Raw genomic sequence first — 15,221 nt, forward strand, 5'->3', positions numbered from 1 at the left:
TCTAATCGGCAATAGCCCTATGTTCTTGTCCACCGACAATTTCAACCAGAAGAACTCAGCATTCCCTTTCCGAATCAAAAAACGGTTTGGAAGTTAGTGACCTGCTCTTATGCACATTGTATACTCAACATCAGTTTTTCTTGAATACTAGTTATGTAGAAATATCTCAGATACTGAAGCCATTCGAAAGACTGTTTCATCAGGATCCACCACAGTATTTCGGGATTTGTCTGCATAGCCGAATCCTTCTTTAACCACTGTCTTTCCATCCTTGACCATAATGACAACGGCACCGAGAGTTGAGCTTTCATCTCTTCTCTGGTGAAAAATTGTTGGAGAAATGCCTTCGCGTTTTCCGCCGTCAGTTGCTTGGCCTGCCCAGAAGCAGAAACAGATGAAATGTCAGATGCCTGCACCGTTGAGTTCACTATTGTGAGAATTAGAATTGCGACAATGGATGTCTTTTTCCAAAGACGAGTGCGCTTACGAAACATTTCCAGATTCCCTAGAATCACTCCATTTACTAAGAGTATTTAATTATAATGTCTACTTACTTCCCGGTGATAAGCCATTTGTTGCACCAGCAAAGTGATGCCCAAAACAATAATAGGTAGCGGAGTAAAGCCGAATATCACGGAATATAATACAAAAAGTACGATGCCTATGATTAGCATCTTATTGGTAGTCTTATAGGCGGAATAAGCAGAACGGTAGACGATCCACCGCTCACCTTCATCCATATCAGCAAACATTTCACGTTCTACTTCTTTCTGGCTGCTTTGGTTAAGGTTTAACATTCGATTTGGATAAACCTTGTTGAAGGCTACAAGAGTACGGTTTTGGAGGAAGATAGCTATAAGGAACATGACACAACTGCTGACCAAATTAACCACCATATAAGTACTAATGCTGTCTTTTGAATTACCTGCTCCCAAAGCGTAGCCTAAAGCAAGCACCAACCAAATGAGACTAACAATGGTGTTATAGGTGCTTACCTTAAGAATGGTATTGAGTAGTTTCTCTTTCGGTGTCACAGGCATATCTAAATTCTGAAGATCACCACTCATGGCATTTAAGCGAAAGAGACCTTTCACATTCCAGACCAGCAGGACAAGAACAATCAACGCCAACAAAGCAAACATGAGATCATATTCATAAACAAGGTAAATTCTGATGTCGGCATCCTGGGGAAGTGTAATCATTCCTGAGGCCAACAAATAGCCCCAAACTGCCCCAATTAAGGCCCAAAAAATGATTCTCCATATTTTTTTTGTTTTCAAGTTTTTATTTGATTTATTCATCAATTATGACACGCTCCTTTTATTACTCATCTTGAATAGAAAAAACGTCTTCAACCTGCACAGCAAACTCTGCGGCTATCTTCAGACTCAGTAGCACAGAGGGGGAATAGTCCCCCCGTTCGATTAACGCAATAGTCTGTCGAGAAGCCCCCACTCGTTTTGCCAGTTCTTCTTGTGATAATTGATCCCTCGCCCTTAATTCACGGACACGGTTAACTAATTTGCTCAAACTCTCCACCTCCATATTTGGATTGTAAATAATTTATTGCAAAATGTAAACAATAATATACAATAAGTATATGATGTTATACAAATGCACTTAATACTGAATTGAGTATGAGAGGTGGTGTGGATTTGATTAACACAACTAGGCTTGCCATTATGTAATTGTTTTTGTAGTGGTTAGTCCTACCATTCTGAATCAAAGCAAGAAAAAGTAGCTTATGTGAGAGTTCCAATCACTAAGCCATCTGGTGCGTCTAGCGGCTAGATAAAATAAGTACATTTATATAGATAGATATCAAATCGGCAATAGTAGGCAAAGGGATCAAGTTCTTGTCCCGGACAAAGGACAAGAACTTGATCCCTTAAAACAGAAAACCCGCGCTGGGCGCGGAATCTTATGGGATTATGTTCTTGTCATCCGACAATGGATTGTGTCACAATCATGTGTTTTATTATTTGTCGTTGTTTTTCTCATTTCCATGTTTCTCTTAAAAAAACACGATCGATCCGGAAGAGCAGCTGCAGCTTTGTTTATGGCCAGGTGGATCCGTACGCAACTGGTTAGTTGTGTCCGGCACCGTCCCGCGCAGCCCGTGGAAGATCACATCTTTCGTGCTGTTCTGTCTGGCCGTGGTTCTGATCATCGGATACATGGTGGCACAGATTCAGTAATAAATAACTGCTTGTCCTTATAAAAGACCGTGCCTTCATTTTCGGGCACGGTCTCATTGTCTATTGGTTATTTATCTCCATATTTATTTAATGCATCTTTGAAGATTTGCTTTAGTTTATCAGTCGGTTCACCTTGATACTGTAAATCAAATGAATTGGCTTCATTGTTGTTTTGTATCTTACTCTTATTTGGCTCTTCAAGAGGTACCTTCCCATAGTAAACACCTTTAACAAAGTAAATATTGGGGTCAGTTAGACTCTTGTCTAAAAAGAGTAAATATTCCTCGTTTTCATTCATCAATTGGTATCCTTCTATACCATATATAGCTATACCGTCTTCTGTTTTTTCAGTTGCTCCATTTTCTTGAATAACGATTTCTGAATCCTCAGTAATATTTTCATTATTAGTTTTAAAAACCTTATTTACTTTTATAGCTGATTTAGTTCCGTAACTTATAACATCTCCCATAGAGTCCTTATCAAGGATTGTTTCTATCACACGATCCTTGGTTCCTTTGATAATTAGCTCTGCAGTAGTATCTAAATTATTAAAATCGCTGTAACTGATGATTTTAGCTGAAGAGTTAATATATTTCACCCTATCATGGGCTTTCTCATCCTTATTATTTATAAGCCCAATTGATGAAATAGCTACTATGGTGATTAAGCTTATAGCAAGAAATATATTGTGCTGTTTCATTAGTTTACCTCCTTAATCAATATATATGATAAATACCATCTTTATCATCTTGTACAGGATAAATACTATTTTCCCATCCGGATGAGACCATTATTGCAGGAACATCATCTTCGTGGTCTAAGCCTAGAGCATGCCCCATTTCATGGGCGGTAGTTTCCTTTTGTTTGTCAGAATCTAAATTCTTAAATCTTGCAGTATTGATACTAATTACTGATCTTGAAGCCAAACCGCCCGACCACTCACAATGCGCGTAAAACTGTCCAAGGTCATTATTTGCACTAGCTGCATACCATTTAACATCGGCAGAAGATGCTGACGTTGTAGCAGTCGCATTAATTTTTAAGTTCACACCAGGGACTCCATTCCATGCAGTGCTACCATGAGTAGCCGCAGAGTTGTATCCATTTTGGGAGATTGAACTGTCGAACCAATACTTAATTTGGTTTGGCCTATCCACTCTTTTTAAGTGGATCTATCTTTCTTAATTTACTTTCAATATCTTGTGTATTGAAATGTAAGTCAACGTCAGTGTATCGTGTATCCACATGATATTCATCTATTGCTTACCAATAATCTCTTTTATCTGAGTAACTCCTTGATGCTTATTCAATATTTCTTTAACCCCTTGCATTTTTATAGGGTTCCTACCTGATTTATTGAAGATCTTTATTTCTAGCAGCACTTTCATTAGGACGAGTTAAAATTTGCAACCATTCAAATTCGGCTGATATTATATTTTCTTAAACTAACCTGCTCGTAGCTTAATGAGGTAACGATCCATTATTGATTAGCCACATGTCTAATCGATAATGGGAACATGTTCCTTTCCTTTCCGGCAATCGGTACAAGTTTTTGGCCTCCCCTCGGGACAAGAACTTGTACCGATAAAACAAAAAAGCCGCTAAAATAGCGACTTTGAATGGGCTCAAGTTCTTGTCCCTCACTTTCAGCCATGCTTTAAAAAAATCACAGTATTCGTGCCCTGCCTCTTTTGTTGAAACAAGATACTGGCATATTATATCCCCTGAGTTGTACCCCAAGTTCTTGCCGACCATCCTAAACTCGTTCTCATTTGATTTTCCGTCTTTGTCAATCCATAACAACCCATATAAATATTTTTTTTCTTCCATATCTCCTTCCCGCAGGATATCTGTATTGCCAGATTCCATAAACATCCCGTATGGAGAAGAATCTGCACCATTGTTTGAAAAAATATCTACTGCCAGACTTGGGTCATTCAAGTACAATTGTACCATTTCCTTATCATCAAAATTAAAGAGATAGACGGGGCGCAGCTTTGTCTGCACCAAAAATATTTATATTGAATACTCCGGTATGCATCTTTTCCTTTAATTCCTCTGACTTCCATTCCCCGCGTTCGTAGCGCTTTCATTTTTGGCACTTCCACAAGCCGACAATAACGTGATCAGCATTATCATTGCAAGCATTCCGGACATTACTTTTTTCATCTTCATCCCCCCTGAACATGTTGAAGATTCGTGAAAATTGTGCAAACATTAATATTTTTACAGAAATTTTTAAATCCGAATCATGAAAGCGCTATAAAAAATCCCATTTTCCCAAAATTCTCCTATATCTTTCGGCGGCCCGTCTCCCGAATAATGAAGGAAAGCGCCGCAGGCCGCTCAGTTTACTTGCAAAGGAGAATGACATGATGACGTTATCCTTTAATACCATCAGTGAAGCATTGTCGCAGCCTAAAAGCCGTTTCTTTGGCGTCGGCTACGAGAACGGACGGTACGCCGCAAACGACGAGGTGAGTTTCTTCAGGCACAAGTTGCCTGATCCCGAGTTGACTTTCGATATCTCAAACAACAAAACACTCGTCAACGTGAATATGAACGGATTGATCAAGTACATTACGGTTTATAACGGCCAATATGCCAGCGACAACATTCCCGGCGTCTGGATGTGCAAAGACTTCCGCAAATCGGGGCCGTACGCTTTTGCGTTGAAGTTAGGCGAGTGGCGGTATGACCTGGGCCTGGACGATCTTCCTTACACCACCTCCCTGCTGGATAATTTGTTTCCCGTGACCGAATATCGGCTCGGTGACGTGAAGGCTACGCTGCTCATCTATACGCCCATCTCCGCCGATGGTACGGCGCGACTGCGGGGAGCGGTATACGGCCTGCATGTCGAGAACCGGTCCGGGCAGGAGGTTGATGGTGAAGTGCTGCTTCCGCGCCCGGATACCGAAGCGGATCGGTTATTCTCCGGACCCGATGTCTGCATTTATCCCGTGGAAAGAGAAGATGGGTATGCGGCAGGCGGAGCGGTCCCCTTTCATCTTGCTCCGGGACAGAGCGTCTGGGTGCCGGTTGTGATCTGCCCGCCCGGGGAAGAGACGGCCCTACTTATCGGCGAAAAGGGCACGCTTTATTGGCTCAACGAAACTTGGGCTTATTACCGCGGCATGCTCGGGCGGCTTCAGATGAGAGACGACCCGTTCGCGGCAGAATTCTATGAACGGGCGATGCTGCAGTCCCTAGGTTCGATCGCCATGGATCGCCAAGGCGCCGTCGTCGGGTCGAACTGGGGAACGTATCCGACGACGGAGTTCACCTGGAACAAGGATATGTACTTTTCTCTCCTCCCCTTCCACACGGCCGAACCGGAGTTGTTCAAGCAAGGGGTGCTGTGGTTTCTGAAGCATGGGGTCCGGCCGGCCGGCAACCGCTACTCCGGCGGCATTTCCCACTCGCTCAGCAACTCCCTGTCTTCCGTAGTGATGGCCGGCCTGTACTACCGAAGCACCGGTGACAAGCGGTTTTTCCTGGAATGGCCGGATATCGATATAAGCATTCGCAAGCTGCTGGAGGAAACGCTGCGGACCCGCAATCAAGACGGCCCATGGCTCTTCCCCTCGGATTGGCTGTCCGACGCGTATTCGCTCGGTGATTATCACACGGGCTCCAACGTAGTGGCCTGGGCCGCTTTCCACCATTACGCCCGCATCGTCCGCGAGGTATTCGGGGATATGGAAACCGCCGAACATTATCGGACCGTCGCCGCAAGCATCAGGGAAGATTTGCAGCGGCACAATACTGTGGAGGGTCCTTTTGGTCTTCAATATACGGAAGGAACAAGCGCCGGAGGCGATGCGCTGAAAGGCGATTCAAGCAAATACAAGGGGAACTACGACGATTTCGGCATGCAGTTCATCGGCCATCTGATGAAAGACGGCTCGATCGACCTGTTCCACCGTGACGGAGAAGAATCCGATACGATTCTCATGCCTTTATACGGATACGCCTCTTATGACGATACGGCTTACCGGCACTACATGCAGTTCTCGTTAAGCCCCGCGAATCCGACCTATAATCCGGAATCCAGAGGCATTCAATGGGGGGAACACGCCGCCTGTACGTTTCCGGGTTATATGAGCGGCATGGGCATGCTTACGGATTTCGCATCCATGTCCGGGACGGATGGCTATTTGACGGAAATCCGCAAGCTGACCGACGCCGACGGCTCGCTTTGGTGGTGGCCTTACCTTAACGGCGCAAGTTACGGAGACGTAGTCCGGCACCACAATTGCGGCAAATGCGGCTGGGCGTCGGGGGTATTTTCCGGCCTGTTCACCTCCCGGATTCTAGGGATCGCTTATGACGCTCCCGCGCGCCAGTTGTCCTTCCGCCCTTTGCGCGCCGCCGGTTCCTTCGCCTGGGAAGGCGCCAGACTTGGCAGCGGCGTATTTAACCTTTCTTTCCGCCGAGAGGACTGCATCGTCGAAGCGGTTGCGGCGAACTTTGGCGCCAAGCTAGTGACCGTGCTGGTGGAACTCCCCTGCGAACAAGGCGCCAGCCCCCGCACGTTCGTAAACGGCAAGCCCGCCGGCGGCCGCGTGGACAACGGTTATTACAACGGCTGTACAACCGTCATCTTTCAAGAAACGCTGCAGCCCGGAGAAAGCAAATCCTTTATCATTATCGCCTACGCTCCTTGCAAATAAAGGGGGCGGGGTGCCGAAGCTAACCCTTTCTTTGCGGCAGCAGACGCGACCCCCAAAAAACAGCGGCAAGTCCGGAATTTCCGGCTTGCCGCTGTTTTCAATCCGCGAACATCTTAGGGTAAAAAATGACTCAAAACCGAAATCGGCGCTTGACGGAGGCAACGGGAACATTGCGGAAATCTAAGCGTCCTCGGCGCGTTGAAAAGTTCAACCGCTTTGACCGCGTTAATTTCTGAACCATTCCGCTAGAACGTCCGATAGAACAATCTTGCGCTTTCCTTCTCCGGAATCGGTAGCCGCTGCAAGACGGGCAGCATCTGCGGGAATGCCTTGTGCGGCTCGCGCTGATACCAGTAGGCGACCGATGCGTAGTCGTTCGATTGGGCGTTTCCGTGCCCGTGCTCAATGCTGAAGCGGATCGACTTGCGGAAGATGATAGGGTCGACGATATGAAACCGGTATTGCGTCATTTTCCCGGAATAATCGTTAAACGAAATCGTGTTGCTCTCTTTCCAGGCATCGCCGTTTTCCCGGATCGGGGCGTACAGCGACAATCCGTGGTACGGCGCATCGTATTTTCCGGCGGGATACCCCCAGGCGGCGCAGAAATAATCTTCCGTCCCCGTCCCGTGTAAGCGAGGCGGCCACGGTTCGCCGTCGATGAAGAACATGTCGTCCCCCTCGCCCGGCCAACTGAAGCCGGGCATCGGATTCAGATGGTCGATGCTTAGGTTGCAGCCCACATAATGGCCTTCGCCCACCGCATCGAGCAGAATGTAATTGTCGTCTCCGGTCAGATTTTTTAACTCGTATACTTTCTGATCGGCATAATTGGCATTATCCTGCTTATCTTGTTCCACTTTCAGCACGGAAAGATCCGCCAGTCCCTTCGTCGGATTCTCCCTGCGCCAGGAGGCGTGGAAGTAAAAGCTGTCGACCGGCACCGCTTTTTCTACATAATCCACGTAATAGTATAAAACGATTTCGTCCTCACACTCATTGACGATTTCGATCCGTGCTCCCAAGCGGAACGGCATTTCAAAAAAACAGTTCATGGCGGCCTTGTCTTCGATCACGCCCTGGGTCGTAATCATGTTGAGCGGCATGGAGACATAATGGCTGGCCACGCCATGCCCGACGCCGAAAAAGTCGCCGACCGGCGAGTCCACGCTTGGTTCCCGTTCGTCATCCCAAAACATGCGGATCAATACTTTGCGGAACGCGTATTTGTTCCTGGCCGCGATGGTCATCCAAATATGCTGGATCACGCCCGGGCCGGCGATTTCTGCAATCACCGCGGTTTGGCCCGCTTTGATTGAGATGAAGTCTCTGTTGCCTCCGGTTTGATCCCAGCTCGATTGCCGCCGGGACGTTCCCTCTTTACGCAAGTACAACGGATTCATGCCTGTTCCACCCTTCCCCTCTTTTTCCAAATCAAGCTTTGATGCCCGTTAACGTAATGCCTTCGATGAAATAGCGCTGTCCGATGAAAAATACGATAATGGCCGGAAGCAGTACCACGGTGGCCGCCGCCATCATCAGATGCCACTCGGCCGAATACATCCCTTTGAACTGCTGCAATCCAAGGGCCAGCGTATATTTCGTTTCGTCGTTCAAATAAACGAGCGGACCAAGAAAATCGTTCCACGCGGCCAAAAACGAAAACAAACCAACGACGATCAGCGCGGGTTTGGTCAGCGGCAGGATGATCGACCGGAAAATCCGCCAATGACCGGCGCCGTCCACGTAAGCCGCCTCATCCAGATCCCGGGGGATGCTGAGATAGAACTGGCGCAGCAGGAAGATGTTGAATGCGCCTCCCCCAAACCAGGCCGGTGCGATGAGCGGAATGAAGGAATTCGTTAAACCTATTTGGCTCCAGCCGATAAACGTCGGGATTAGCGTGACCGCGTACGGTAGCATCATGCTGGAGAGCAGCAAGCCGAACACCATGTTCCTGCCCCTCCATTTCATCCGGGCGAAGCTGTAGGCGCTGATCGAGCTGGTGATAATTACGCCCAGTACCGAAAAGACGACGATGATCGCGGTATTCACGAAATACTGGCCGAAAGGCAGGATGGTCAGCGCCTCGCTGTAATTGGAAAATTGAACGGGCCGAGGAATCCACACGGGCGGCAACTCGAAAATTTGCCCCATATTCATCAAGGAACTGCGGATGAGCCAAACCAGCGGCAGTAGGCTGAAGATTCCCCCGGCCGTAAGCACCAGATAGATCAGTCCCTTTTCAAACCAAGCCTTGGCTTTCATCGCGCGCCATCCCCCTCATAGTAAACCCATTTATTCGATGTCTTGAACACGATGTACGTCAAAACCATAATGATCGCGAACAGCACCCAGGCAATAGCGCTGGCGCTCCCCATCCGCGAGAACTGAAAGGCTTCCCTGTACAAATAAAACACATAGAACAAGCTGGCGTTATTAGGGCCGCCGTTCGTCATAACATAAGCCTGCGAGAACACCTGAAAGCCATTGATGATGCCCATGATCAGGTTAAAAAAGATCGTCGGCGTCATCATTGGAATCGTAATATGCCGCAGTTTGGCCAACCTTGATCCGCCGTCCATCTCAATTGCTTCGTACAGCGAACGGGGAATATCCTGCAAGCCCGCCAGAAAAATAATCATCGTTCCGCCCGTCGTCCACAGATTCATTAAAGCCAAGGAAGGTACGACCGACTTCTCCCCGAAAATCCATTGGCTTCCCGGAAGGCCCAGGGTGCTAAGCAACTCGTTGGCAAGGCCGAGATCAGGATTGAGCAGCCACAGCCAAATAAACGAAATGGCGATGATCGGCACGATCGAAGGCAGATAAAAAATCGTGCGGAAGATCGACTTCCCTTTAACATTCTGATTCAGGAGAATTGCCAGTAAAAAGGAATAGACGATGCCGGTCGGCACGCTAAGGATGACGAAATAAAAAGTAACAGCCAGCGATTTGTAAAAATATGGGTCTCCGCCGCCGAGCATTCGCTTATAGTTATCGAGCCCGATAAAGCCCGGCGAATTCGATCCGGAGTAATCGGTAAAGCTCATGTACAGGCTGTATATCATCGGGCCGAGCGTAAAGATCAGCAAGCCCAAAATTGCCGGCAAAGCAAACAACCAACCGTAAAGCTCTCTTTGTGTGCGGCGTTTCTTTCGCATACGGTTCCCGGTATGGGAAGAGATGGCTTCCATAAGCAAGTTCCCCTCCGTCGAAAACGCTGCCGAAGGACGGCGTCGCTTAAGGGCGACGCGGCGCCACCTTCGGACAAACGCTCGTTATTTCAAATAGGTGCCCTGTACCAGCGGCTTCACTTTCGTTTCCACTTCTTTCATAGCCTGTTCGGCCGTTTTTTCACCGAGCCAAACTTGATCCAAAGCCGCGGCTACCGCAGCGTCGATTTCGACGAAGTTTTTGACGTTGTTTTCCGGCGACGGCTCCGCATGTTCATAGGTGGAGCGCATCACGGCATCCTGGAAGCCGGCCGGTCTTCCGGGCAGCTCCTCATTAGCCCACTCGTCGATCAATTCCGGATCCTCGTACCATTTATTGAGCTGCGGCATCCACAAACCTTGGTGCAAATCGAGCACGTTCTGCGGATCAGTGAGGAATTTGGAGAACTCCCACGCTTCCTTCGGGTGCTTCGAGCTTTTGAAAATGATCAGGGAACCGCCGAGGAAAAACGTTTTGTAATCCTTGATGACTGGAAGTACGCCGACGCCCCAGTTGATGTTGGTTTTGCTCAAATCGAGGTGATTCCAGCTGCCGTCGATGATCATCGCCACTTTTTTGGACTGCAAGGCAGTAGCCGGAGCGGGAATGCTGCTGGCCTGGACCGGCGACGGCGAGACATGGTGCACGTTAATCAGATCGGCTATTCTTTGCAGCGCTTCGGTCGCTTCCGGTTTGGACAGCCTGAATTCCTTGCCGTCCGCCGTCAGATAATCCCCGCCGTTTGAGAGGACCATCGGCATATAAGACGACCAACCGAGGCTGAGTTTAACGCCGTATTGCTTGATGTTTTTCGGATCGAATCCCGGATCGTCCGGATGCTTACCGTTACGGTCAAGCGTCAGCTTCTTCGCTGCGTCCACGAATTGCTCCCAGGTCCATGCTTCCTCCGCCTTCGTAGGCGGCAACGCCACTCCCGCTTCCTGGAACATGTCCGCATTGTACATTAGGGAGGGAACAACGGACGCCTGATACGGACCCGCGCTTTTGTCCTGCTCCCAGTTCCACCAGGCATACTCCAGATAATCCTCCTTCTTAATGCTCGGATCATCTTTCATCAAATCGAAGAAGTTGTAAATCAGCCCTTCTTCGCCCATTTTCAATTTCCAGGCGGCTGAATAACTGATGTCCGGCGCTTCGTTGCCGGCGATCATGGCATTAAGCTTCTGCAGAAAATCCGTGCCCGGAATGTGCACCGAGTCTATCGTGATGTTCGGATTCTTCTCCTCGAAGGCTTTAATGGCCGATTCCACTGCTTTCTTTTCCTCCGGGCTTCCCCAGAACGTGAATTTCAGCATTACTTTTTTACCATTATCGGTTCCGCCGTTTTGACCCGCGTTCGTTTGCGAGCCCCCGCCCCCCGTTCCGCAAGCGGTTACAAATAGCGCCATGATCGCTAGGAAAATAAACGAAACCTTCCATTTTCCCGTTCTTTTTGTCATGTCCTGCTCCCCCCCGATTTTAAATGTAAGCGCTGCAGCGGCTTGTTTTCATTGTAAAATCGCCGCTCGTGAAAGCCTATGGGACGTTTTTTCGTTTTCTGTACGATTTTTCGCTCAATCCGTTTTCCTTAAGGCTTTCCATGAGGGATCACCAGTTTGACCCGCGTGCCAAGCTCCGGAACGGATTCGATGCCGATGCCGTAACGGTCGCCGTAAAGCAGCTTGATCCGCTTGTCGACGTTATTGATCCCGATGTGGGAGGAGTTCTCCGCCAGCGCATCCTTTAGGCGTTCCAGCTCGATTCCGCAACCGTTGTCCTCCACGCAAAACGCGATATCGCCCCCCAGCCTGCGCCCGTAGATTGTAATCAGTCCGCCGCTTTCCATATCTCTGAAGCCATGAATGATCGCATTCTCCACCAGCGGTTGAAGAAACAGCTTGGGCACGCGGGCTTCCATTAGTTCTGGCTCGATGTCGAAATCAACCCGAAAACGATGCTCGAACCGGTTGGACATGATGACGATATAATCCTGCAGCCAAGCGATGTCCTCGAAGAGCGGCATCGAATCCTTACGGTTGTCCGTCGTATAATGCAGCATACGGGACAAGCTAACCAACATTCGGCTGACCTGCTCCTTCTCACCGTAAACGGCCATCCAGTTGATGATGTTCAGCGTATTGTAGAGAAAATGGGGGTTAAGCTGAATGTTGAGCGCCAGGATTTCCGTTTCGCGCTCCCTGAGTTTGGCCACATAATTTTCATCGATCAGTTGCTTCACTTTATCGTTCATGCTGTTGAACTTCATCAGTACATGTCCCAGTTCGTCCTTTCCTTCCACCTTGATTTTGGCGTTAAAGTCGCCGCCTCCGACCCGTTTGATAGCGAGCAGCAGTTTGCTGACCGGCGAGGTAATCCGCATGGAAATCAGGTAGGCGAACAATAACGAAAGCAGCAGCAGCGAAGCGCCCAGGGTAAGGATAAAGAAGGTGATTGTTTGTCCGATATCTTTGGTCAACGCGCCGGGGGGAATCAGCACGACCGACGTCCAACCCGTGATCGCGGACGTCGCATAACAGGCAATCATCCGTTTTCCGTCCACCGTAACGTTAGAAGCTCCGCTGCCGCGGTTTTGCACTTCGGCCAGCCAGGGGGAAGACGGTTTCCGGCCGACGAATTCCGCATTTGCATGGGAAATGATCGTGCCGTCTGCGCCGGCCACCAAAAATACCGCGCCTTCGATCGGAATGCTGTTCCGGAAAAGATCGGCATAGAGGCCGTCCCGGAAATTCATGACGAGAACCGGTTTTTCCGAACCCGCTCTCGCCCGCACGATCGCGTCACCCCGGACGCAGGAAGGATTCATTTGACGAACGACGGAAAATAAATAACGGTATTCGATATCGGCTCCGGCCAATTCCGGCAATTGATGCATCAAACTATAATCATAAGTCGGCACCCAGGCCAAACGCCCCTTCTGTTCGGCGGCCTGCCTGTATAGTTCGGAATCGTAAAAATGATCCGGCGGATACGTATTGCGCGCTTTGCTTCCGTAAACGAAAGCCCGGGTTACGAGCTCCACCGAATACAGATCCCGGGACTGCGAGAAATAACGGTTTAAAATTTCCGTAACCCGTTTATTCGTCGCCAACAGTTCGCTTTGGGCAGGAGCGGCGCCGTCGAAAATTTGAAACAGGTCGCATTCGACCATAAGGGAAAGACTATCGTCCTGAATAATTTTCAGCCGCTCGTCGATGATTTGGTTGTTTTTTTGCACGATTTCCGTCACGTTATCCCGGGCCAGCTTAAGCATGATATTTTTACTGGCATAAAAGGATCCTGTCCCTAAGATGACAAGGGGTAGCGTAATCAAGATGATATAAGACAAAATCAGCTTGTTTTTCAGTCTCATAGCGTCACCTACAGCAGGTCTTTCTTGCGAAATTCCTCCGGTGACAGGCCGGTTTCCCGCTTGAAAATCCGGGTGAAATAACCCGCGTCCCTGAATCCCACACTTAACGCAATCTCCGAAATTTTCCGGTTCCCGCCCTCCAACATTCGCTTGGCTTTATCCATTCTGATCTGCAGCAAATATTCGGTAAACGTCATCGAAGTATGCGATCTGAAAAAACTGCTGAAGTAAGCAGCGCTAAAAAAGAACCGTTTGGCGACAAGCTCCAACGAAAGATCCTCCATGTAATGTTCTGCAAGATACGCCTTGCACATCGTAATGATCCGCTCGTTTTTGTTGTTTCTCCGGGTTTCGATGCTGTCGATGATCCGGTTCAAATAATGATCCGCTTTCTTCTGGATTTCATCAAGCGTCGCGCAGGCGGGAATCTGAAATTCCATCTCGGAAATGAAATTGCCGGCTTCCTCGCTCCGCAATGACGCTTCGCTTACTTTAACCAGGTTCACCAGGACGAACAAAATGCTGTGCTTTAAGTGGGCGGGAGATGGATAGTCGCCATCCAGAAGCTGCCGGATCAACAAGCTCAAGGCCTCCATCGCCTTCTCCCGGTCCCTGTTCATCACAGCGGCCGCGATTCCGGTATCGGCGGGAACCAATTCCAGCGATGGCTTGTACGGGTTGTAAGCGATTCCATCATTGACGACAACTTTCCCGCTGCCGCAGTAAAAGGTATAGTCCAGCGCATGCAAAGCTTGCTTGAAGGAACGGGGCGCTTGCCGGTAGAGGTCGACTACGCCGTCGCCTACACCTATGGATAGGGTAAGCCCGAATTCCAGACGAACCTGCTCGATGAATTGCGATAGCCGTTCTACGTCCTTCTTCATCAGCCATTCCAAAGAATGCGATGGCGCAATGACGGAAACAAGCATAGACTCGTCCCCCTCCAGGTAAAAGGTAATAGCCGGACCTACCGGTTCAGTAACTTGAAGCATCCAGCTCTTGATGCTGGTTATGACTTCTGCGAATTCCTCGGCAAGGTATGCCTTGTCAACCTCGGACTTGGAAAACTTCGAGATCCATACAAATCCGGCCTGTTTCTTCGGTACCAGGCCTTCGATTTCCCGAAGCTCGTCTTCATTCGCGGCCGACCGTAACCAACGGCTTAACAGGTGTTGCTCATAGACGGGAATGGCCGAATTCAGCTTTTCCTTGAGACTTGCTCCAACCTGAAGGCGCACCCGCTCTTTCTCGATGGCCATGTCCAGTTTGTTCAGCATCTCCGCGATATCTTTGGATTCCAGCGGTTTGAGCAAGTAATCGAACGCGCCGAGCTTAAGCGCCTGCCTGGCATAATCGAAGTGCCCGTATACGCTCAGGATGACGATTTTCATCGATTCGCTGCGTTCCCTTAAATGCTCGATCAACGTAAGACCATCCATATTGGGCATATGAATATCCGTGAACATAATATCAATCCGGGTGTCCGTAGCGATACGCAGGGCTTCCACCCCGTCCTTGGCCATAAATAAACGATAATCCGGTCGGAACATCTTGATCATCTCCGCGATGCCGCGGCGATGCCGTGGCTCATCGTCCGCTACAAGCACGTGGTACATCATTCTCCTCCCCTTCCGCAGTCAAGTTCGCGAGGTCTGGTTAAACACCCAAAGTATAAGCCAAAGGGGCAGTCCCGCCTAAGGGATAAAAGCTCCCCGAAAAAGCCCCTTCTTTATACTAAGGTGGATGGTTAGCCCTCATGCT

14 protein-coding genes are annotated in these 15,221 nt (G+C 48.9%); 2 read left to right on the plus strand and 12 right to left on the minus strand.

Annotated elements, in window-relative coordinates; all coding sequences use genetic code 11:
• Positions 1–107: 107 nt before the first annotated feature.
• The 6 genes from DFP94_RS25920 to DFP94_RS06170 all read right to left on the minus strand — a co-directional run bounded on the left by DFP94_RS25920 (position 108) and on the right by DFP94_RS06170 (position 4,145).
• Positions 108–494 carry a hypothetical protein gene (locus DFP94_RS25920; RefSeq protein ID WP_245954510.1) on the minus strand — a complete coding sequence of 129 codons (387 nt, stop codon included), beginning with the start codon at positions 492–494 and terminating at the stop codon, positions 108–110.
• Between the two features lie 39 nt (positions 495–533).
• A complete protein-coding gene (locus DFP94_RS06150; RefSeq protein ID WP_114495496.1) occupies positions 534–1,301 on the minus strand; it encodes a DUF3169 family protein in 768 nt (255 codons plus the stop codon).
• A gap of 22 nt (positions 1,302–1,323) precedes the next feature.
• On the minus strand, positions 1,324–1,530 hold the full coding sequence (locus tag DFP94_RS06155) for a helix-turn-helix transcriptional regulator (RefSeq protein ID WP_245954512.1): 207 nt from the start codon (positions 1,528–1,530) through the stop codon (positions 1,324–1,326).
• A 735-nt stretch (positions 1,531–2,265) separates the two neighbouring features.
• Positions 2,266–2,898, minus strand: coding sequence for a hypothetical protein (locus tag DFP94_RS06160; protein ID WP_114495498.1), 633 nt, complete (start codon positions 2,896–2,898; stop codon positions 2,266–2,268).
• A 16-nt stretch (positions 2,899–2,914) separates the two neighbouring features.
• On the minus strand, positions 2,915–3,247 hold the full coding sequence (locus DFP94_RS06165; protein ID WP_181873032.1) for a matrixin family metalloprotease: 333 nt from the start codon (positions 3,245–3,247) through the stop codon (positions 2,915–2,917).
• Between the two features lie 412 nt (positions 3,248–3,659).
• Positions 3,660–4,145, minus strand: coding sequence for a hypothetical protein (locus DFP94_RS06170; RefSeq protein ID WP_147273839.1), 486 nt, complete (start codon positions 4,143–4,145; stop codon positions 3,660–3,662).
• A 425-nt stretch (positions 4,146–4,570) separates the two neighbouring features.
• On the opposite strand from DFP94_RS06170, the gene DFP94_RS06175 reads away from it, so the two are divergent.
• Both DFP94_RS06175 and DFP94_RS25405 read left to right on the plus strand, forming a co-directional pair.
• The gene (locus DFP94_RS06175) at positions 4,571–6,874 is read left to right on the plus strand and encodes a hypothetical protein (protein ID WP_147273840.1); all 2,304 of its coding nucleotides are present in this window, start codon (positions 4,571–4,573) and stop codon (positions 6,872–6,874) included.
• A gap of 10 nt (positions 6,875–6,884) precedes the next feature.
• A complete protein-coding gene (locus tag DFP94_RS25405) occupies positions 6,885–7,058 on the plus strand; it encodes a hypothetical protein (protein ID WP_181873033.1) in 174 nt (57 codons plus the stop codon).
• A 61-nt stretch (positions 7,059–7,119) separates the two neighbouring features.
• Here the strand turns inward: DFP94_RS25405 and DFP94_RS06180 are convergent, their stop codons facing one another.
• The 6 genes from DFP94_RS06180 to DFP94_RS06205 all read right to left on the minus strand — a co-directional run bounded on the left by DFP94_RS06180 (position 7,120) and on the right by DFP94_RS06205 (position 15,079).
• On the minus strand, positions 7,120–8,277 hold the full coding sequence (locus tag DFP94_RS06180; RefSeq protein ID WP_114495502.1) for a glycoside hydrolase family 172 protein: 1,158 nt from the start codon (positions 8,275–8,277) through the stop codon (positions 7,120–7,122).
• 31 nt (positions 8,278–8,308) lie between these two features.
• Complete coding sequence (locus DFP94_RS06185) at positions 8,309–9,142, minus strand: carbohydrate ABC transporter permease (RefSeq protein WP_114495503.1); 834 nt, start codon at positions 9,140–9,142, stop codon at positions 8,309–8,311.
• Positions 9,139–10,071, minus strand: coding sequence for a carbohydrate ABC transporter permease (locus DFP94_RS06190; RefSeq protein WP_114495504.1), 933 nt, complete (start codon positions 10,069–10,071; stop codon positions 9,139–9,141). The genes DFP94_RS06185 and DFP94_RS06190 overlap by 4 nt, the downstream gene beginning before the upstream one ends.
• Positions 10,072–10,155: 84 nt before the next feature.
• A complete protein-coding gene (locus tag DFP94_RS06195) occupies positions 10,156–11,550 on the minus strand; it encodes an ABC transporter substrate-binding protein (protein WP_114495505.1) in 1,395 nt (464 codons plus the stop codon).
• A 128-nt stretch (positions 11,551–11,678) separates the two neighbouring features.
• The gene (locus DFP94_RS06200) at positions 11,679–13,460 is read right to left on the minus strand and encodes a sensor histidine kinase (protein WP_114495506.1); all 1,782 of its coding nucleotides are present in this window, start codon (positions 13,458–13,460) and stop codon (positions 11,679–11,681) included.
• Positions 13,461–13,468: 8 nt separating this feature from the next.
• Positions 13,469–15,079: a response regulator gene (locus DFP94_RS06205; protein ID WP_245954514.1), complete on the minus strand. Its 1,611-nt coding sequence runs from the start codon at positions 15,077–15,079 to the stop codon at positions 13,469–13,471.
• Between the last annotated feature and the right edge of the window lie 142 nt (positions 15,080–15,221).

Source organism: Fontibacillus phaseoli (genome assembly GCF_003337355.1).
In the GTDB taxonomy this organism is placed as follows: domain Bacteria; phylum Bacillota; class Bacilli; order Paenibacillales; family Paenibacillaceae; genus Fontibacillus; species Fontibacillus phaseoli.

Excerpts from the sequence above, each read along its gene's own strand:
- DFP94_RS06190 (WP_114495504.1), bottom strand. The coding sequence starts at position 10,071 with ATGGAAGCCATCTCTTCCCATACCGGGAACCGTATGCGAAAGAAACGC.
- DFP94_RS06180 (WP_114495502.1), bottom strand. The coding sequence starts at position 8,277 with ATGAATCCGTTGTACTTGCGTAAAGAGGGAACGTCCCGGCGGCAATCG.
- DFP94_RS06205 (WP_245954514.1), bottom strand. The coding sequence starts at position 15,079 with ATGATGTACCACGTGCTTGTAGCGGACGATGAGCCACGGCATCGCCGC.
- DFP94_RS06175 (WP_147273840.1), top strand. The coding sequence starts at position 4,571 with ATGATGACGTTATCCTTTAATACCATCAGTGAAGCATTGTCGCAGCCT.
- DFP94_RS06185 (WP_114495503.1), bottom strand. The coding sequence starts at position 9,142 with ATGAAAGCCAAGGCTTGGTTTGAAAAGGGACTGATCTATCTGGTGCTT.
- DFP94_RS25920 (WP_245954510.1), bottom strand. The coding sequence starts at position 494 with ATGTTTCGTAAGCGCACTCGTCTTTGGAAAAAGACATCCATTGTCGCA.
- DFP94_RS06160 (WP_114495498.1), bottom strand. The coding sequence starts at position 2,898 with ATGAAACAGCACAATATATTTCTTGCTATAAGCTTAATCACCATAGTA.
- DFP94_RS06200 (WP_114495506.1), bottom strand. The coding sequence starts at position 13,460 with ATGAGACTGAAAAACAAGCTGATTTTGTCTTATATCATCTTGATTACG.
- DFP94_RS06150 (WP_114495496.1), bottom strand. The coding sequence starts at position 1,301 with ATGAATAAATCAAATAAAAACTTGAAAACAAAAAAAATATGGAGAATC.
- DFP94_RS06195 (WP_114495505.1), bottom strand. The coding sequence starts at position 11,550 with ATGACAAAAAGAACGGGAAAATGGAAGGTTTCGTTTATTTTCCTAGCG.